Source organism: Enterococcus sp. DIV1090, assembly GCF_050537975.1.
Classification (GTDB): domain Bacteria; phylum Bacillota; class Bacilli; order Lactobacillales; family Enterococcaceae; genus Enterococcus; species Enterococcus faecalis.
This window is the reverse complement of record NZ_CP172917.1, coordinates 1,822,669-1,842,083: the sequence shown is the minus strand read 5'-3', so window position 1 is coordinate 1,842,083 and position 19,415 is coordinate 1,822,669. Positions and strand designations below refer to the sequence as shown.

General features: G+C 37.8%; 16 protein-coding genes. 13 read left to right on the top strand and 3 right to left on the bottom strand.

The features are described from left to right. The first annotated feature begins 209 nt into the window (after positions 1 to 209). The 4 genes from IGL48_RS09000 (at position 210) to mnmA (ending at position 4,248) form a co-directional block, all read left to right on the top strand. On the top strand, positions 210 to 1,184 hold the full coding sequence (locus tag IGL48_RS09000; RefSeq protein ID WP_002362076.1) for a ribose-phosphate diphosphokinase: 975 nt from the start codon (positions 210 to 212) through the stop codon (positions 1,182 to 1,184). Positions 1,185 to 1,340: 156 nt separating this feature from the next. Beyond that, on the top strand, positions 1,341 to 2,486 hold the full coding sequence (locus IGL48_RS08995) for a cysteine desulfurase family protein (RefSeq protein WP_002366913.1): 1,146 nt from the start codon (positions 1,341 to 1,343) through the stop codon (positions 2,484 to 2,486). Between the two features lie 67 nt (positions 2,487 to 2,553). Then, positions 2,554 to 2,898, top strand: a complete 345-nt coding sequence (locus tag IGL48_RS08990) for a DUF1831 domain-containing protein (RefSeq protein ID WP_002356959.1) — start codon at positions 2,554 to 2,556, stop codon at positions 2,896 to 2,898. Positions 2,899 to 3,123: 225 nt separating this feature from the next. Further along, the gene (gene mnmA, locus IGL48_RS08985; protein ID WP_002377037.1) at positions 3,124 to 4,248 is read left to right on the top strand and encodes a tRNA 2-thiouridine(34) synthase MnmA; all 1,125 of its coding nucleotides are present in this window, start codon (positions 3,124 to 3,126) and stop codon (positions 4,246 to 4,248) included. A 179-nt stretch (positions 4,249 to 4,427) separates the two neighbouring features. Here mnmA and IGL48_RS08980 read toward each other — a convergent pair whose 3' ends face one another. Both IGL48_RS08980 and IGL48_RS08975 read right to left on the bottom strand, forming a co-directional pair. Continuing rightward, positions 4,428 to 5,666 carry a multidrug efflux MFS transporter gene (locus IGL48_RS08980; protein WP_002362074.1) on the bottom strand — a complete coding sequence of 413 codons (1,239 nt, stop codon included), beginning with the start codon at positions 5,664 to 5,666 and terminating at the stop codon, positions 4,428 to 4,430. Positions 5,667 to 5,682: 16 nt separating this feature from the next. After that, on the bottom strand, positions 5,683 to 6,198 hold the full coding sequence (locus IGL48_RS08975; RefSeq protein WP_048949273.1) for a YbhB/YbcL family Raf kinase inhibitor-like protein: 516 nt from the start codon (positions 6,196 to 6,198) through the stop codon (positions 5,683 to 5,685). Positions 6,199 to 6,330: 132 nt separating this feature from the next. Here IGL48_RS08975 and IGL48_RS08970 point away from each other — a divergent pair, with 132 nt between their 5' ends. The 8 genes from IGL48_RS08970 (at position 6,331) to cydC (ending at position 17,317) form a co-directional block, all read left to right on the top strand. Then, the gene (locus tag IGL48_RS08970; RefSeq protein WP_002379584.1) at positions 6,331 to 6,900 is read left to right on the top strand and encodes a TetR/AcrR family transcriptional regulator; all 570 of its coding nucleotides are present in this window, start codon (positions 6,331 to 6,333) and stop codon (positions 6,898 to 6,900) included. 97 nt (positions 6,901 to 6,997) lie between these two features. Further along, positions 6,998 to 7,363: a DUF1033 family protein gene (locus IGL48_RS08965; protein ID WP_002356966.1), complete on the top strand. Its 366-nt coding sequence runs from the start codon at positions 6,998 to 7,000 to the stop codon at positions 7,361 to 7,363. Positions 7,364 to 7,493: 130 nt separating this feature from the next. After that, the gene (locus tag IGL48_RS08960) at positions 7,494 to 9,575 is read left to right on the top strand and encodes a DNA topoisomerase III (protein WP_002362072.1); all 2,082 of its coding nucleotides are present in this window, start codon (positions 7,494 to 7,496) and stop codon (positions 9,573 to 9,575) included. Between the two features lie 84 nt (positions 9,576 to 9,659). Continuing rightward, positions 9,660 to 10,523: an AraC family transcriptional regulator gene (locus IGL48_RS08955; protein WP_002369920.1), complete on the top strand. Its 864-nt coding sequence runs from the start codon at positions 9,660 to 9,662 to the stop codon at positions 10,521 to 10,523. 864 nt (positions 10,524 to 11,387) lie between these two features. After that, complete coding sequence (locus tag IGL48_RS08950; protein ID WP_010707351.1) at positions 11,388 to 12,806, top strand: cytochrome ubiquinol oxidase subunit I; 1,419 nt, start codon at positions 11,388 to 11,390, stop codon at positions 12,804 to 12,806. After that, on the top strand, positions 12,803 to 13,816 hold the full coding sequence (gene cydB, locus IGL48_RS08945; protein WP_002356976.1) for a cytochrome d ubiquinol oxidase subunit II: 1,014 nt from the start codon (positions 12,803 to 12,805) through the stop codon (positions 13,814 to 13,816). Before IGL48_RS08950 ends, cydB begins: the two co-directional genes overlap by 4 nt. A gap of 4 nt (positions 13,817 to 13,820) precedes the next feature. Further along, positions 13,821 to 15,554: a thiol reductant ABC exporter subunit CydD gene (cydD, locus tag IGL48_RS08940; protein WP_002364369.1), complete on the top strand. Its 1,734-nt coding sequence runs from the start codon at positions 13,821 to 13,823 to the stop codon at positions 15,552 to 15,554. Further along, the gene (cydC, locus tag IGL48_RS08935) at positions 15,551 to 17,317 is read left to right on the top strand and encodes a thiol reductant ABC exporter subunit CydC (protein WP_002364368.1); all 1,767 of its coding nucleotides are present in this window, start codon (positions 15,551 to 15,553) and stop codon (positions 17,315 to 17,317) included. Before cydD ends, cydC begins: the two co-directional genes overlap by 4 nt. Positions 17,318 to 17,396: 79 nt before the next feature. Here the strand turns inward: cydC and IGL48_RS08930 are convergent, their stop codons facing one another. Further along, complete coding sequence (locus IGL48_RS08930; protein WP_010824790.1) at positions 17,397 to 18,377, bottom strand: polyprenyl synthetase family protein; 981 nt, start codon at positions 18,375 to 18,377, stop codon at positions 17,397 to 17,399. A 121-nt stretch (positions 18,378 to 18,498) separates the two neighbouring features. Between IGL48_RS08930 and IGL48_RS08925 the strand changes: the two genes are divergently transcribed. Beyond that, positions 18,499 to 19,404, top strand: a complete 906-nt coding sequence (locus IGL48_RS08925) for a prenyltransferase (RefSeq protein WP_002360016.1) — start codon at positions 18,499 to 18,501, stop codon at positions 19,402 to 19,404. The last annotated feature ends 11 nt before the right edge of the window (positions 19,405 to 19,415 follow it).

The window sequence follows — 19,415 nt, the reverse complement described above, 5'->3', positions numbered from 1 at the left end:
ATTCCTCCTTTTTAGGTTTGCCTTAAAATCAGTATAAGGGATAGTTTAAGAAAATGCAAATAATTTTTAGGCGCACCTAAATACAAGCGCTTTTTTCACAAAGAAAACCGTTTCTTTCAATAAATTAAGGAGGATCCCATGATTTTTATGACAAAAAATGGTAGAATATGAATGAAAACGACTATTATTTTATATTGACGGAGGATATCATGACCGAAAACTATCAAGATGACACCTTACGCATCTTCAGTTTAAATGCAAATCGACCACTTGCTGAAAAAATCGCAGCATCAGTAGGAACAGAATTAGGAAAAAGCACCGTGCGCCAATTTAGTGATGGCGAAATTCAAATTAATATTGAAGAAAGTATTCGTGGCGATCATGTCTACATCATCCAAGCAACGAATGCTCCTGTAAATGATCATTTGATGGAATTGCTTATTTTAATTGATGCATTAAAACGTGCTAGCGCAAAAACAATTAATGTTATTTTGCCTTACTATGGTTATGCTCGCCAAGACCGCACAGCGAAACCAAGAGAGCCCATTACTGCGAAATTAGTTGCTAATATGTTGGTAGAGGCAGGCGCAACACGTTTGTTAACATTAGACTTGCATACTGTTCAAGTCCAAGGATTTTTTGATATCCCAGTAGATAATTTATTTACAATGCCTTTGTTTGCTCATTATTATCGTCAACAAGCATTAGTAGGGGAAGAAATTGTGATTGTTTCGCCTAAAAACAGTGGCGTTCAACGCGCACGTAGTTTATCGGAGTACTTAGATGCGACCTTAGCAATTGTCGACCATGAAGAGATTGATGGGGTGCGTCAAGAAGGTTACGTTATTGGGAATGTCGCTGGGAAAAAATGTATTCTTGTTGATGACATTTTGAATACTGGTCAAACGTTAGCCACAGCGGCGGAAGTTTTAATGAAAAATGGTGCGCAAGAAGTGTATGCTTGCGCCTCGCATGGTTTGTTATCAGAAGGCGCAAAAGCAACCTTAGAAAATGCGCCAATTAAGGAAATTAGTATTACTGACTCTGTTTATACGACAGCAGACCGCCAACCAGCAACCTTGAATATTATTTCTTGCGCTGAGTTAATGGGGGAAGCGTTACTTCGTATCCATGAAAATAAACCAATGAGTCCATTATTCCGTTTAGAACCAAAAGGAGAATAAGTGATTCCTTAAACTAGAAATAGGTCTAACAACTTTAATAGTGTTGGGCCTATTTTTCTTATCTCTTTAATAAATAGAAGAGAAAGTATTCTGATTTTGTGTTTTAAGCTTTTTATGCTAGAATAACGCCAGAACATAAGGAAAGGGACGAGTCATTTGGAACCCATTTATTTAGATCATGCGGCAACAACACCGCTTCATCCAACGGTCATTCAAGCGATGACTGAAAATATGCAAACGACTTTTGGCAATCCATCAAGTATTCATCAGTTTGGACGAAAGGCACACGGTCTTCTGGAAGAAGTGCGTCAAACGATTGCCGAGAGCTTACAAGCCAAACCCCACGAAATTATTTTTAATAGTGGTGGCACAGAAGGGGATAACACAGCCATCTTGGCAGTTGCTTTTTCTCGTCAAAAGGAAGGAAAACATATTATTACTACGGCAATTGAACATCCCGCTGTGTTACGAACGATGGAATACTTAGAAACGTTAGGCTTTGAAGTGACTTACTTGCCTGTGAATGAAAATGGTCAGATTTCAATGGATCAATTCAAAAAGTCTTTACGCGAAGAAACGATCTTGGTTTCAATGATGTATGGCAATAATGAAATTGGAAATCGATTACCGATTGCTGAAGTTGGTGCAATTCTTAAAAATCATTCGGCGATTTTTCATACAGATGCCGTCCAAGCTTATGGAAGTGAAGTCATTTTACCTCATGAATTAGGGATCGACTTATTAAGTATTTCCGCTCATAAAATCAATGGTCCAAAAGGCGTAGGTTTTTTATTTAAAAGCGATGCAATCCAATTACCACCTCTTTTACATGGTGGGGAACAAGAAGAAAAACGACGTGCGGGCACGGAAAACTTAGCTGGAATTATTGGCATGGGTACTGCCGTTTCATTACTAACTTCTACAGAAAAGCAAGCAAGAAAAACAGCCTATCAAAGTTTTCAAACGATTATTTTAAAAGCGTTAGAAGAAGCCAATATTGATTTTTCAATTAATGGTGAACCAACCAATCGTTTAGCGCATGTCTTAAATCTTCATTTAAAAGGAATTCCCAGTGATTTGCTCTTAATGCATTTGGACTTAAGAGGTATTGCGATTTCAACAGGCTCGGCTTGTACAGCGGGAACTGTGGATCCTTCGCACGTGTTGACAGCGATGTATGGAGAAAATTCCTCAGCTATTAAAGAATCAATCCGGATTAGTTTTGGCTACGGGAACACACCAGAAGAAATTGCGACTTTTTCTGAAGTACTAGTTGCAGTGATTCAACAATTGAAAAAATAATCTGATTGCGGCAGCTACAGGTTTTCGCTATAATGAAGATAACAATGAAAATAACGAGGTGGAACCCATGGCATTTACAACAACGGCTGCTGTTGAAGGCTCAACAGTTTTTTACAAAGTACATCCTAGTGCAAAACGCTATACATTAAAAGATAACGGCTTTACTGAAACAAAATCAGGGAACTTTCAATTGATTCGTTCCTTAGATCCAACGCCTCAGAGAAATGAAGGCTTCAAATTGAAAATTACGATCACTGCTGATCTAAAAGAGTTGAAAATGTCCATTACAACGGCAAATGGTTTAAAACCAATGAATATTTTCAAGAATGAACAACATGAAATGAGTAAAGAAAAATACTTTTTCTTAATGGATGGCTTAATTAGCCGTGGTGTATTAGAGAAAGTAGAATAATTTAGAGAAACCTGAAGAAACAAGTGAAAGTAGCTTGTTCCTTCAGGTTTTCTGTTTCTTTGAAAGCAATAGCTTGTTGGCTGTGTCTTTGTTCCAAGTATTTTCTCATTATACGCCCGGCTTGCTTTACTTATTTCAAAAAAATAGTATAATGAAAAGCACTGAAAAGTTACGACCTTCAAATCGTGGATGATTTCAGAATCTAATTGAAATGATGGTGATAAAATGGCAGATAACAGCAAAACGCGTGTCGTGGTAGGCATGAGTGGCGGTGTCGATTCATCTGTCACAGCGTTGCTTTTAAAAGAGCAAGGCTATGATGTAATTGGGATCTTTATGAAAAATTGGGACGATACAGACGAAAATGGTGTCTGTACCGCAACTGAGGATTATAAAGATGTCGCAAAAGTAGCGGATCAAATTGGGATTCCGTATTATTCGGTCAATTTTGAAAAAGAATATTGGGACCGTGTGTTTGAATATTTTTTAGCAGAATATCGGTTAGGACGGACACCAAATCCAGATGTCATGTGTAATAAAGAAATTAAATTTAAAGCATTCCTAGATTATGCCATGCAACTAGGCGCTGACTATGTTGCAACTGGCCACTATGCGCAAGTAGAAACGGATGAAAATGGCGTAGTGCATATGTTACGTGGAATTGACAATAATAAAGACCAAACCTATTTTTTAAGCCAATTATCACAAGCACAATTGGCAAAAACAATGTTTCCATTGGGTGGCATGGAAAAATCAGAAGTTCGTGCAATTGCTGAACGTGCTGGATTAGCCACAGCCAAGAAAAAAGACTCAACGGGCGTTTGTTTTATTGGTGAAAAGAATTTCAAAGAATTTTTGAGTAATTATTTACCAGCTAAAAAAGGCAACATGGTGACAGAAGAGGGCGAAATCAAAGGACAACATGATGGTCTGATGTATTATACTATCGGTCAACGCCAAGGCTTAGGAATTGGTGGTGGCGGTAAAACACAAGAACCATGGTTTGTAATTGGGAAAGATTTAACCACCAATACATTATATGTGGGACAAGGATTTCACCATGAAAAACTATATGCAACACATTTAGAAGCCAGTGAGGTTCATTTTACTGTTGATACACCAATGCCAAAAGAGTTTGACTGTACGGCTAAATTCCGTTATCGTCAAGCAGATATTCCAGTGCATGTTTCCTTATCTGAAGATGGCACAAAAGCAACCGTTACGTTTAAGGAACCAGCGCGCGCAGTCACTCCAGGTCAAGCTGTTGTTTTTTATGATGGGATGGAATGCTTAGGGGGCGGCTTAATTGATCGCGTCTACCAAGATGAAAAAGAACTACAATACGTCTAAAAAGTTTCACGAGTTGTGAAACAAAAAGGATGAAGTTAATCAAAAGAAAAGCAGATATGCTGGTCATAAAACCAGTAAATATCCGCTTTTCTTTTTTGTTTTATATGCCTATTTTTTTTGAAATAAGAAAAAGAGAAAAATTAAAAATTCAAATTGTGGATAACTTTTCTGTGTATAACTTAGTCATCATTTTTCTCTTTTTTTAATTCGGCGGTGCTTCGACGAACCCATAGAAGGTTAAGGAGAACCAGACAAGAAGTGGAAATAAAGACCCCACGATAACCGAAAGCGGCAGATACGCTTGAACCAATCATAGGACCAATCACATTTCCTGTCGCTTGGAAAGATTGATTGTAACTGAAAATACGACCTGCAGCGTCACTTGGGGAATAACGAGTGATCAACGTTTGAACAGCTGGTAGTAAACAGGCATCGGAAATCCCAACTAAGAAACGAAGCATAGCAAGCTGCCAGACATTTTGAACAAAGGCCATTGGTAGATAAACGAAAATGGCTAAAATTAAGCCAATTGTCAAGATGCGTTCACTGCCAATACGATCGCCTAACCGGCCGAAACGAGGGGCGGCTATTAACGTTGCAATCCCTGGAATAGAAGCAATGACTCCGCTGATTAAGGTGACATTTCCGTGACCACCCAACAATTGTTGAATATATAAACTGATGATGGGACTAATTGAATTATTGGAAGCTTGAATGATTAATGTCGTAATAAACATTCCAAGAATCACGTGGGGATGTTCTAGTTTTTTTAAAATTTGTTTCCCAGATGCGGCTTGATTTTTTTCAATTGGCACAAACTCTTCATGGACAAAGACAAGACTCAAAACAAAAACGAGTAATAAAATCGTACCAGTAATGAAAAAGGTTGGCCGATAACCGAAAATAGACGCAGTGACACCGCCCAAAAGAGGACCAAGCAACGTGCCGGTAACAGAACCAGTGGCTAAAGTACCAAGCACTTGACCGCTTTTTTCCTTAGGTGTGCCTGTAGCAACTAACGCAGTCGCATTACTGATATAACCGGAAAAAACACCTTGTAATAAGCGCAAGCCAATCAATTGATAAACACTTGTGACTGCGCCCATTAAACTAATGACGATAGCCATCCCTAATGAAGCACGTAATAACATTAACTTGCGTCCTTTTCGGTCGGCTAAACGGCCCCACCAAGGAGAAACAATGGTCGTGACTAAAAAAGTGGAGGAGAACGTGATTCCGCTCCAAAAATTCAATTGTTGGTGGGTAAAAGTACCTAATGTGTTGATATAAAGAGGCATGAATGGCATCACTAAGCTAAAGCCAATACCAGCCATAAATGTGCCAAACCATAAAACGAGCAGATTTTTTTCCCAAGGTTGTCTTGGACGGAAAATTTTACTTTTAATTAATTCATACATTCTATTTCCTCACTTTCTAGTAAAGAAATTCAAATTTGGCTTTGGCGAGTCGTTGATCATTCAATGCTTGATGCAATTCATTCGCAAAAAAGCCTTCTTTTAAATTTAGTGGATTTTTTGTAGCGTATACATATAACGTATAGGTGTGCACACCAGAGCGAGGGCTTAACCCCAGATAACGTTCGGTTAACTCAGGTAACGTTTCAGTGGCAAGCGTAGGAATCATCTGTTTCCCCAAAGGAGAAGCAAGACTATTTTTTCCTTGAATGGTAGGCTTGAGTGCTGTTCGACTAAAGTCTTCAGGAATCTCATTGGTTACAGGAACATTGGCAGCTAACCAATGAATAAAAGGGAAACCGATTAGAGGAATCGTGTCATAATCAATTAATTCCCAGGATAAATAGCGGGCTTCTTTAGGAATGGCCGCTAAAGAAATAGGAAAAGATAAAATAGGACGTTCGTGTAATAAAAATTCTGCACTGGTTCGTTTGCCATAACGATCGGCCAAATGAGAACGGTTGGTAATATGCATGCCAAACAGCCTTCTTTCAAAAATGATGTTTACAAATTATTATTATAAACTATAATTTATAGTTTAAAAAGAGTCAATAGATATGATAAACTAATACTTGTCCAAAATTTAAGAATTGGAGGCGTCAGAAAGATGGCAAAAAAACGGAATTTAACGAAAGCCAAAATCCTTGAAAGTGCCCGCAACCTAGCGGAAGAATTGGGCGTTCAACAATTAACCTTTCAAAATTTAGCCGTTGATTTAGGCATCAAGTATCCTTCACTCTATAATCACTTTAAAAATATTGCTGAAGTAAAAAATGCTCTAGTGGACTTGTTAATTCAAGAATTAAATGATGCATTGCGAAGAGCCTTAGTGGGTAAGAGTGGCGCAGAAGCAATTCGGATATATGCTGAAACGTACCAACAATTTGCTTTTGAAAATTCTGCAGTCTATGAATTACTTATCAGTGTGCCGAAAACGCAAAACCAACAATTAATTGAAGGCATCCATGAAACCAATCAAATTATTTTACAACTTTTAGCTTTTTATCCATTTAATAATGAAGAACGACTGCATAAAAGTCGAGAATTACGTAGCTTAATCCATGGTTATATTACCTTACGTTTTTTAGGTTATTTTCAACGCGAAGAAGCCACGCCGGAAGAAAGTTATCGTCGCATGATTGAAGATTTTATTGTTTCTTTAGAAGTGGCAGGATAAAATAAATTTCAAAAATTTCTCAGTCCGAAACCAAATCCTTGCAACTTTTTCAGAAAGTGACTATGATACCTACAGTAGCAAAAAAAGGAGCGGTTCAATGTATCAAGTAATTACAATGTATGGCGACAATGAACCTTGGTGGTTTTTTGATGATTGGCAAGAGGACATTGTTCAAGAAAAAACCTTCGATAACTTGACCGATGCAGAGACATATTATGTGGAAGTTTGGCAAAAACTTTCTCAGAATTATACATACGTCAACACAAAGCCTAATTATTTAACGGCTTTCTGGAATGATGGGGAAGAACGCTGGTGTGAAGAATGCGATGAAGATTTACAACAATACTTCGGTTTAGCATTACTAGAAAATCATCATGCAGTTACTTTTGAAAATAAAGCTGAGTTTACCACAATATCCAATCATTTTGGCAAAACAAAATTCTGCAAACGGAAAGTTATTTGAAACGCATGAGTTTAAAGAAAAACCTCAGGGAATTTTCTTTAAACTCTTTTTCTATTCTCGGAATTTAGAGAAAATCGAGCTAATATTTGGTATAATACGAAAAGATAGCACTCAAAAAGGAGCGAAACTAGTGGTTGCAAAACAATTAATTATTGCTGAAAAACCTAGCGTAGCAAAAGATTTAAGCCGCGTTTTAGGAGCAAATCAAAAAAATAAGAATTATTATGAAGGACCCAACGTGATTGTCACCTGGGCTTTAGGCCATCTCTTAGGACTAAAAATGCCAGAAGATTTAAACAAAGAATGGCAAACGTGGCAAATGGAAACTTTACCGATGATTCCTAAGAATTTAGGGATTAAACCGTTACCGAAAACGGGACATCAATTAAAAGCGATTAAACAATTAGCTAATCGTAAAGATGTTTCTGAAGCCGTGATTGCCACCGATGCTGGTCGTGAAGGTGAATTAGTGGCCCGCTGGATTTTAGAATATGTCCGTTTTAACAAACCAGTCAAACGCTTATGGATTTCATCTCAAACAGACAAAGCCATTAAAGACGGGTTTAAGAAAATTCGCCCAGCGAAAGACTACGATAATTTGTATTACTCTGCCTTGGCGCGCGCAAAAGCTGACTGGTTAGTTGGGCTAAACGTCACACGGGCCTTGACAGTGAAATATCAAGATAACTTATCCGCAGGTCGTGTTCAAACACCAACTTTAGCAATGGTACGCCAACAAGAAAAAACGATTGAACAATTTAAGCCTCAAACTTATTTTACTATCTCGTTATCTGTTGAATCAGAAAAAGCAAAGATGACCCAAAAAAATCCATACGCTTTGAAAGAACGGCAGGAAGCAGAACAATTAGTCAAAGAACTCTCAAAACAAAAGGGCTTAGTTACCGATATCCAAGAAAAAGTTAAAACAGAAAATGCGCCGTTACCGTATGATCTAACCGAAATCCAGCGTGAAGCCAATCAGCGATTCCAATTTTCTGCAAAGAAAACGTTGTCTCTTGTACAAAGTTTATACGAAACCCATAAAATTGTTTCCTATCCTCGAACTGACAGCAAATATCTAACAACGGATATGAAAGGAACGATGAAAGAACGCCTTCAAGCCATTGCTGATTTTTCACCTGAAGTGAAAGGCTACCTTAAAAATGGGGCTGTTGTTAAACAACAAAAAGTTTTCCAAAATGCAAAAGTCACGGATCACCATGGGTTGATTCCAACTGAACAACGTCCTCGTTATGAAAAGCTAAGCAATGATGAACAAAAAATCTATCAAATGATTGTTCAACGATTCTTAGGTTTGTTTGCTGAGCCAAACCAAACCAAACAAACAAAAGTTACAGTCGCTTTTGGAAAAGAAACATTTGTCTTTCATCAAAATAAAGTAGTTGTTGCTGGCTGGAAAACAACAGCCGAACAGCCGCTATCCACTGTCCAATGGCAAAAAGGCATGACCGTTGCGCCAAACTTTACCATTAACAAAGAATTAACATCGCCGCCAAAACCATTAACCGAAGGAACGTTGTTAGGAAAAATGGAGAAACACAGTTTAGGCACACCGGCAACGCGAGCTGAAATTATTGAAAAACTGATTAAATCAGAATTGATGGAACGAACCAATAGCGGTTTAAGTGTCTCTGCCAAAGGAAAGCAACTATTAGACTTGGTGAATCCATCACTTGTGACACCTGAACTAACCGAAAAATGGGAAAAGTCGCTCGAAGCAATCGCTTCGGGTCAACAAAAGAGTCAACTTTTCTTAAAGGATATTGAAGAGGATACGAAAAAATTAGTCCGTGAAATTAAACAAAGCGAGAAAAAATATCAAGATTTTTCCATTACGCAAAAAAAATGTCCAGATTGTGGCTCAAACTTACGGGAAAAAAATACGAAAGATGGGAAGATTTACGTTTGTACAAACCAAGAATGTTCTTATCGTCGGCGAAAAGATCCTAAAGTATCCAATCACCGTTGCCCACAATGTCATAAAAAAATGGTCATCATAGAAGGAAAAAATGGTCGTTCTTTCAAATGTAAATTCTGTTCGATTACTGAAAAAATTCCCGATAAAAAAGAACGAAAACAAAAAATGACTAAACATGAAGAACGTCGTTTGATGAAAAAATATTCACAACCAGACGAACCAGAAGAAAGTGCTTTAGCACAGGCCTTAAAAGCCGCTATGAACCAAGAGTAGCGATTTGACGAATGTTGGCTCTAAATAATCAAGTCATCCTTGTTGGTCTTTAGTAAACTTTCAAATAGAAAGAGAGGGACACGGATGCTCGCAAATTTGAATCAAGCAATGGATTATATTGAAGAACATTTAACGGAAGAAGTATCCTTCGATGAATTGGCGAAAAAGACAGGGATTTCTGTTTACCATTTTAAACGAACTTTTTCGTTTATTGCGGGGATGAGTCTGGCTGAGTATATTAAAAAGAGACGTTTGGCGGAAGCAAATTTAGCATTACTTGCTGGTGAAAAAGTGACAGATGTAGCTTTTAAATATGGTTATCAAAGTATTGAAGGATTCTCAAGAGCCTTTCGCGATTGGTCAGGACAAGCCCCTTCTGAAGTAATGAAAACACAAATCCAAAAAACGTTCCCTAAATTCTCTTTCTATATTGATATTAAAGGAGGACAATCAATGGATGTTAAATTGATTGAAAAACCAGCGTTTCAAATAGTCGGAGTTAGTCAGAAGGTTCCCTTGCAGTATCAAGGGGAAAATCAAGCAATCATGGAATTGGCACAGCGCATTACACCACAACAACGAGCGGAAATGCATACATTTGATGACATATATCCTCATCAAGTAGTAAATGCTTCTTTTGACTTTCAAGAGGGACGAACAACAGAAGGTGGAGAAATGACACACATGATTGGCTTTGCCACTTCGCAAGAAAATACCTATGAAGATTTGGAGCAACTAAGCGTACCTGCTCATACATGGGCGGTTTTTCCAAATGAAGGTCCTTTCCCACAAACTTTACAAGAAACCTGGGCAAGGATATTCTCTGAATGGTTGCCTTCATCTGGTTACCAAGTCGTTGCAGCACCAGAAATTTCGTTTACGCAATATCAAGGACCAGCAGAAGCTAAGTACAGTGAAATCTGGCTCGCTGTTACAGCTACTAAATAAAGAAAACCCACCATTGAAAAATGGTGGGTTTTTCCGCCAAGAAGGAGAAAGTTTGGTATAATAAACGTGAAGAAAAAAATCAGACCTTTCTAAACTGAAATCTAGCTATGGATAAGTGATGCGAATACGGAATCATGGAGAAAAAATAATTCTCCGAGGTTTTAGAGTCATGTTGTTTAGAATGGTACCAAAACAAATAATGCCTAGTTATAAAACCTATACAAGTTTTAGAGTCATGTTGTTTAGAATGGTACCAAAACTCTTATCTCTATACTCTAACTCTATACTCTGTTTTAGAGTCATGTTGTTTAGAATGGTACCAAAACTTCGGTTCGTCTAGTTGTTTTAAATCGTCTGTTTTAGAGTCATGTTGTTTAGAATGGTACCAAAACGTTTCGGCAAGGCGAACCCTGGTATTTGGTGTTTTAGAGCCATGTTGTTAAAAAACAAACTATCACCTCAAGCAATCCGTAATTTTCATCACAAGATTAGAATTTTTATCATCAAAGCCGAGCTACTTCAATTTTCGGAAACTAATCAAGTGATAAGTCAAAATGTTGATAGATTGAGATTAGTTCTTCCTTTTTTTAGGAAGGGCTTTTTTTATTGATAGAAGAAAGGGAAGAAATCTTGGTAGCACCTAAAAAAATTGTGAGAAATGCTTCTGTATTGTTTGGTTTCTGCCTCAGAAAGTTGTATACTTAGATTGGAATTATTCTATATTACATGCATTTTCACACTTTTTGGAAAAGTTCACTTGAATTTTCTTTTAGTTTTGTAGATAAAAGGAGTCATCGCTAATGGAAATGAACAATTCAGGTAAGCTTGTTTCTTTGTGTGGAGGCAAATCAGGGAGGAAATAATATGTTTGATATTGTAACATTGGCGAGAATCCAATTTGCGATGACAACAGTTTTCCACTTTTTCTTCGTACCGTTTTCAATAGGATTAGCACTTGTTGTAGCAATTATGGAAACAATGTACGTTGTGAAAAAAGAGGAACGTTATCGTAAAATGGCCAAGTTTTGGGGAAATATATTCCTATTAAGCTTCGCTGTTGGGGTTGTAACCGGGATTATTCAAGAATTTCAGTTTGGGATGAACTGGTCTGATTATTCTCGATTCGTCGGAGATATTTTTGGGGCACCGTTGGCGGTAGAAGCGCTCTTAGCTTTCTTCTTAGAGTCAACATTCTTAGGTTTATGGATCTTTACTTGGGATAAAATGAATCCAAAAGTTCACGTAACCTTTATCTGGTTAGTCGTATTCGGTTCAATGATGTCTGCTTTCTGGATTTTAGTTGCCAATAGTTTTATGCAACATCCAGTAGGTTATGTCATCAATAATGGCCGTGCTGAAATGGTGGACTTTGTAGCTGTCATCAGCAATCCAAAAGTTTGGTATGAATTTTCACACGTTATCATGGGCGCCTTTACATTGGGCGGCATGGCAGTAGCTGGTATGGCTGCTTTCCAATTGTTGAAAAAACGGGATATTTCATTCCACAAAGCATCTATGCGCATTGGTTTATGGGTTACTTTGTTCGGTTCAATCGGCGTTTTATTAGCTGGCGACTTGCAAATGAAAGCTCTAATTGAAGGACAACCAATGAAATTTGCGGCGATGGAGGGGGCCTATGAAGACTCTGATGATCCTGCTGCTTGGACATTGATTGCTTGGGCAGATGAACGAGAACATAAACAAGTTTTTGGTATCGATATTCCATATATGCTAAGTATTTTATCGTATAACAAATTATCAGGTTCGGTTGATGGGATGGATACAGTCAACAAGCGCTTGGTAGAAAAATATGGGGATGATAAAAATTATTATCCACCAGTTAACACTTTATTCTGGAGCTTCCGTATCATGGCTGGTTTTGGTGCCTTAATGTTATTGGTTGCTGCCTTAGGACTATTCTTTACAAGGAAGAAAAAACCATCGCTGTACGAGAAGAAATGGATGCTGTGGGTTGTTGCTTTATGTACGTTCGCACCATTCCTTGCGAATACAACAGGTTGGTTAGTCACTGAATTAGGTCGTTATCCGTGGACTGTCTATGGACTATTTACGATTGAACAAAGTGTTTCACCAAATGTATCGGTTGCTTCATTAATTACGTCAAATGTCATTTATTTCTTATTATTTGCTGGTTTAGGTAGTGTCATGGTTTACTTGGTTATTTTAGAATTACGTAAAGGACCAGACTATGAAGCGAAAAAATTAGCGAAAGAAAATGAACCAGCGTTGGATCCATTTGATAAGGGGGTATTTGGCGAATGAGTACACTACAATTATTATGGTTTGTCCTTATCGGCGTTTTATTCTCAGGTTTCTTCTTCTTAGAAGGCTTTGACTTTGGTGTTGGAATGGCCGTTCAAACGTTGGCACACAATGACGACGAAAAAGATCAAGTCGTTGCAACAATTGGACCTGTCTGGGACGGAAACGAAGTTTGGCTATTAACAGCGGGCGGCGCAATGTTTGCCTCTTTCCCATATTGGTATGCTTCATTATTTAGTGGCTACTATTTAATTCTATTTACGATTTTATTTGGCTTAATTATTCGCGGAGTTTCCTTTGAATTCCGCCATAACATGCCGGAAGGTAAACGTCGTCGGATGTGGAACTGGACGCTATCAATTGGTAGTTTCCTTGTACCGTTCTTCTTTGGTATTTTGTTTATCAGCTTAGTCCAAGGAATGCCTTTAGATGCAAACGGCAATATGCATGCGCAATTTACGGATTATTTTAATCTGTTTTCAATTGTTGGTGGAGTAGCCTTAACATTACTTTGCTACTTACACGGCATGAACTATATTGCTTTAAAAACAGAAGGCCCAATTCGCGAACGTGCTCGAAATTATGCAGAAATCTTATACGGCGTTTTATATGTCGGTTTAGTTGTTTTTGCAGTGTTGATGTACTTCAAAACGGACTTTTATGAAAAGAACTTTGCGGTCACTTTAATTTTAACGTTAGCAATTGTGGTCTTAACGGTCATTGCTAATGTTGGGGTGTTTAAACGCAAAGAAATGTTAGCTTTTCTAGCGAGTGGTTTAACATTAGTTGTACTAGTTGCTCTCTTGTTCAGTGGCTTGTTCCCACGTGTTATGATTGGTAGTGAAGGTTTTGATTTGTTGATTAAAGATGCAACAAGCACACCATATACACTAAAAATTATGACGTGGATTTCTTTAAGCATTTTACCATTCGTGTTAGCTTATACTGCTTGGTCCTATTATATTTTCAGAAAACGTATTTCACAGACAGCCGTACCAGAGGGGTATTAAATCTATGATTGATAAAGACATCTTACAGATGCCTAAAATCAAAAAAATTCTTGTCTTGCTTGCAGGTTTTTCTTTCCTGCAAGCAGTCTTTATAATTGGGCAAGCTTTTTTTCTTTCAAAAGCCATTGTCGGCCTTTGGAGTGGCGGGCATCTTAACCAACAACTACAGAGTATTTTACTCTTTTTTATTTTTTATCTTGGTCGACATGTTATTACGTATTTTCGTGAGAGAATGCTCGATACATTTAGTTATGAACGCTCGAAAGAATTACGCGAACAATTATTAACTAAAATTTTCCGTTTGGGGCCAAATGTTGTTCAAAAAAATGGGACTGGAAATATGGTTACCATGGCTTTAGAAGGCATTAGTCAAACCGAAAATTATTTACAATTGATTTTGACAAAAATGATGAATATGATGATTATTCCTTGGATTATTTTGGCCTTTGTTTTTACACAAGATATTCGTTCAGGCGTAACATTGCTGATTGTTTTTCCGATTATTATTATTTTTATGATTGTGTTAGGTTATGCAGCACAAAGTAAAGCGGACAAGCAATATGCGGCGTTTCAAATGCTTTCCAATCATTTTATTGATTCCTTGCGAGGAATTGACACACTGAAACTGTTTGGGTTGAGCAAAAAATATGCTGGGAGTATTTATCATACAAGTGAACGATTCAGAAAAGCGACCATGAGTACATTGAAAATTGCTATTTTATCAACCTTTGCGTTAGACTTTTTTACGACATTATCGGTAGCTGTTGTGGCAGTTTTCCTTGGATTAAGTTTATTAAACGGCACGATTTTATTATTTCCTGCCTTGGTTACTTTAATTTTAGCACCTGAGTTCTTTTTACCGATTCGTGATTTTTCAAGTGATTATCACGCAACCTTAGATGGAAAAAACTCTTTTCAAGCGATCCAAGCGGTATTAGCATTGCCAGAAGCAGAACAAACCGATGTGCTCACGTTAGATGATTGGCATCAAGAAAGTCAGTTGTCAGTCACAGCGTTAAATTTTTCCTATGAAGATGCAACGCAAGAAGCGATTCAATCGTTACAATTCTCTGTTGATGGTCGTAAAAAGATTGGAATTATCGGGGCGAGTGGTTCTGGTAAGTCAACGTTAATTAATTTATTAAGTGGCTTTTTATTACCAACAGAAGAAACGAGTCAATTGGCGATAAATGGCCAAACGATTCCACATTTTTTACAAAAAGACTGGCAAAAACAAATCCTTTATATTCCGCAAGCGCCATATATTTTCCAGGATACTTTGGCAAACAATATTCGCTTTTATACACCTGAAGCAACAGATGAGGCGATTCAGCAAGCGATTCAGTTAGTTGGCTTAGACGAGCTGGTTAAAGATCTTCCCGAAGGAATTCATACCTTGATTGGGGAAAGTGGTCGAATGTTAAGTGGGGGACAAGCGCAACGAGTAGCGTTGGCCCGCGCCTTTGTCGATCAAAAACGCCACGTCTTGCTGTTTGATGAGCCGACAGCGCATTTGGATATTGAAACAGAAGTTGAAATGAAAGAGCGCATGTTGCCATTAATGAACAATCATCTTGTCTTCTTTGCGACACATCGTCTGCATTGGATGGAAGAAATGGATTACATTTTAGTGATGGAAAAAGGTCAATTAGTGGAACAAGGAACGTTAGCAGAGTTGATTGAAAAAGATGGCTACTATGTTCAATTAATGAAGCAAATGAGAGGAGGACGCCAATGATGGAAAAACAGCCGACAACGAAAGACGTTTGGAAAAACGATCAATGGGTTCGTCCTTTCTTAAAACGCTATAAAAAAACCTTGTATTTTGCCTTACTTTTAGGCTTCTTGACGTTCTTTAGCGCAGGGGCATTAATGTTTACGTCTGGTTACTTAATCAGTCGTGCGGCTTCCTTACCAGAGAATATTTTATTAATTTATATTCCCATTGTTTTAACAAGAGCATTCGGGATTGGCCGTCCTGTTTTTCGTTATGTGGAGCGTCTAACGAGTCATAACTGGGTGTTAAAAATGACCTCTGATCTGCGCTTGAAACTTTATAATGTACTAGAAAAAGATGCGATTTTCTTTAAGACAAAATATCGCACTGGGGATATCTTAGGTTTGCTTTCGGAGGATATTAATCATATCCAAAACTTGTATTTACGAACGATTTTCCCAACCGTTATTGCTTGGATTTTGTATATCTTTTTAGTGATTGCATTAGGTTTCTTTTCTTGGTGGTTTGCTTTATGCATGTTACTGATGTTAGGAGTGGTTGTTTTTCTATTACCACTTGTTTCAGTTCTAGTGAATGGTGCGCGTCAAGAAAAACATAAATATGCCAAAAATGAGTTATATCAAACACTAACCGACAATATTCTAGGTGTGTCTGATTGGGTATTTAGTCAACGAGGCTCTGAATTCGTTGCTCGTTATGAAACAGATGAAGCAAACGTTCGTGCATTAGATGAAAAAATGAAGCAATTTAACCGTGGCCGAGACTTTGTTTTACAACTTCTGTTTGGTGTGATTGCGATTGCTGTCTTAGCTTGGACAAGTGTGCGGTTTCCAGGTAATCATGGGGGCGCAGCCAATTGGATTGGTGCCTTTGTTTTAACCGTTTTTCCGTTAATTGATGCCTTTGCTCCGCTACCTGCTGCAGCACAGGAAACAACGATTTATAAGGATTCCATTCGTCGTTTTAATGAGCTTCCTGAAGGGGAAGATGACTCAACAGAAGCGCCTGTTCAGCCAAATGGCACCAGTTTATCGATAGAACATTTGTCTTTTGCATATGAAAATCAAGCGAAAAAGGTATTAAATGACTTATCGTTAACAATTCCTGAAAAACAAAAATTAGCGATTTTAGGGCGCAGTGGTTCCGGAAAGAGTACGTTGGCTTCGCTCATTCGTGGTGATTTACGGCCTACTTCGGGAGAAATCCTTTTAGGAAATATCCCAACTGAGGCATTTGGTGAGACGATGACTGAATATATTGGGGTTATGCACCAAGCACCGTACCTATTTCGAACAACCATTTTAAATAATATTCGGATTGGTAGAGAAGAAGCAAGCGAAGCAGAAGTTTGGGCGGTTTTAGAAAAAGTTGGCTTAAAAGAAATGGTTACCCAATTACCAGAAGGTTTACAAACAATGGTGGATGAAGCAGGTTTGCGTTTTTCTGGTGGCGAACGACATCGCTTGGCGCTAGCGCGGATTCTTTTGCAAGATACACCGATTGTGTTATTAGACGAACCAACTACTGGTTTAGATCCAATTACAGAACAGCAATTGCTGGAAACTTTTTTTGAGGCATTAAAAGATAAAACCGTCATCTGGATTACCCACCATTTGCAAGGTGTAACTTTGATGGATCAAGTGATCTTTATTGAAGATGGCCAATTAGAGATGAGTGGTACTCCAGAGGAATTACTTGCAACCAATGCGCATTATCAGAAACTTTACCGAATTGATCGTGGCATTAGTTCTTTCGAGGAATAAAAAAACGACTGGTTGTTGATTAAAGCAAACAATCAGTCGTTTTTCTATTTCAATTAATGGCAATTCTTCTATAAAACGTTTAAAATGAACGATGTAATAAGAGCTCAGTTAAGGAAAGTAAGGTTTCTTTTGCTGTGCCATCAGGCAATTGTTGAATATCAGTGATTGCTTTGTTGGTTACTTTTTTAGCAAAAGCTTGTGCTTCTGTAACGCCATGATAGTCATTGACTAGCGCCGCAACTTCAGCTGCCTCTTCTAAGGTAATGGCACGTCCTTTATCCAAATAAGGGCTGAATACGTCAGGTGCTGCTTGATAAGCGAAGAGAAGAGGTAACGTATAAACACCTTGTGACAAGTCTTCTAAAGCGGGCTTTTTCAAGGTTTCCGTGTCGGCAGTATAATCTAAAATATCGTCATAGACTTGAAAAGCAATGCCAATATGACGGCCAATTCGTTTAGCTAAACGTTGGACTTCTTTTGAACTATGACCGAAATAGGCCCCTTCAAGACAGCTTAGTGAAAAAAGTTCGGCTGTTTTGCCGTTGACACTTCTTAAATAAGCAGGAATCGACATGCGGCGGTCAAATCGATGACTCATTTGATCGAGTTCACCAAGTAATAACCGTTTCATTCCTTGTGCATTGATTTTCATAAATTCAGAGCCATTCATGGCATCTGCAATCAAAGTAAAGAATTCAGTGAATAGTAAATCACCTGTGTAAACAGCCACGTCTTTACCATATTGTGATTGAATAGTCACAGCGCCTCGGCGCAATGGAGAATCGTCAATAATGTCATCGTGAATCAACGTAGCCATATGTAGGATTTCCAAAGATGCAGCTATTTTTAATAATTGTTGTTTCTCTTGTTTTTCTTCATCACCCAGTTGAGCAAAAAGAAAGAAAAAAGCGGGGCGTAATAATTTGCCGCCAGAACGAGCCAAAGTTACTAAGGCTTCTTCAATGTCTTCGTTGCGTGTTTGCAACGTTTGTTCAATTAATTCACATGTTTCCGTTAAAGAACGTTCAACGTCAGGAAACGACTTCCAAAATGTGTTCATAAATATACTACGATCCTTTCAGTGGTTCAATACTATTTGATTGTATACGAATTGGCGAAAGAAATACAGTAATTAAGTTTTAAAAGTAACAAAGTTTGTAAAAAAGTAGCGGAGGGATAGTTTGAATCGAGAAATATTTTTTGAATTAGTAGAATTAAAAGCAAAAACAGCGAGTGTTTTGCCATTTTTGTTAGGAATTTGTTTTAGTTGGTACCAATATGGGCGACTTCATGTTGGTTATGTTTTAATTTTTTTCATTGCGATGTTTATTTTTAATATGGCGGTCGATATTTTAGATAATTATAATGATTACCATCATGCCACAGAAGTTCATGATTATAAGGAAAAAACGAATATTATCGGTCGAGAAAATTTATCTTTGCCATTAATACGCAAAATGATTTTTTGGATGATTCTCGTTTCTGCTTTGATGGGGATTGGGTTGTCATTCATTGTCGGCTGGCCGCTATTAATTATGGGTCTTTATTGTTACTTAATTGGTATTTTTTATTCATCGGGACCGAAACCTTTGTCCAGTCTACCATTAGGGGAAGTTTTCTCAGGATTTACAATGGGGTTCATGATTACCCTTATTTGTGTCTACATTAATACGTTTGAAGTTTTCAATTGGTCAGCAGCTAATTTATGGGGGATTTTCTTAGTCGCCTTACCTAACACTTGTTACATTGCTAACTTAATGTTAGCAAATAATATCTGTGACTTAGAGGAAGATGAAAATAACAAGAGATATACATTAGTTCATTACCTTGGCAAAGCAAGTTCTTTGAAATTATTCGTCGGATTAAATACAATAGCAATGTTAGCCATTTTGTTAGCTGTCGGTTTAGGATTAACCCCGCCAACAATGTTACTCATGCTTTTAACTTTACCTTTTGTACGGAAACAAACCCAAGCCTTACTGAAGGAACAAGTGAAGAGTAAAACATTTGTTTGTGCTGTGAAGATCTTAGCTGTGGGAGCAACTGCACAAGTGCTATTTTTTGCCATAGGTTTGTGGTGGCTGTAAATTTTTTATAG

Coding starts and splice junctions, on each gene's coding strand:
- IGL48_RS09000 (WP_002362076.1), top strand. CDS start 210: ATGACCGAAAACTATCAAGATGACACCTTACGCATCTTCAGTTTAAAT.
- IGL48_RS08990 (WP_002356959.1), top strand. CDS start 2,554: ATGGCATTTACAACAACGGCTGCTGTTGAAGGCTCAACAGTTTTTTAC.
- mnmA (WP_002377037.1), top strand. CDS start 3,124: ATGGCAGATAACAGCAAAACGCGTGTCGTGGTAGGCATGAGTGGCGGT.
- IGL48_RS08980 (WP_002362074.1), bottom strand. CDS start 5,666: ATGTATGAATTAATTAAAAGTAAAATTTTCCGTCCAAGACAACCTTGG.
- IGL48_RS08975 (WP_048949273.1), bottom strand. CDS start 6,198: ATGCATATTACCAACCGTTCTCATTTGGCCGATCGTTATGGCAAACGA.
- IGL48_RS08970 (WP_002379584.1), top strand. CDS start 6,331: ATGGCAAAAAAACGGAATTTAACGAAAGCCAAAATCCTTGAAAGTGCC.
- IGL48_RS08965 (WP_002356966.1), top strand. CDS start 6,998: ATGTATCAAGTAATTACAATGTATGGCGACAATGAACCTTGGTGGTTT.
- IGL48_RS08955 (WP_002369920.1), top strand. CDS start 9,660: ATGCTCGCAAATTTGAATCAAGCAATGGATTATATTGAAGAACATTTA.
- IGL48_RS08950 (WP_010707351.1), top strand. CDS start 11,388: ATGTTTGATATTGTAACATTGGCGAGAATCCAATTTGCGATGACAACA.
- cydB (WP_002356976.1), top strand. CDS start 12,803: ATGAGTACACTACAATTATTATGGTTTGTCCTTATCGGCGTTTTATTC.
- cydD (WP_002364369.1), top strand. CDS start 13,821: ATGATTGATAAAGACATCTTACAGATGCCTAAAATCAAAAAAATTCTT.
- cydC (WP_002364368.1), top strand. CDS start 15,551: ATGATGGAAAAACAGCCGACAACGAAAGACGTTTGGAAAAACGATCAA.
- IGL48_RS08930 (WP_010824790.1), bottom strand. CDS start 18,377: ATGAACACATTTTGGAAGTCGTTTCCTGACGTTGAACGTTCTTTAACG.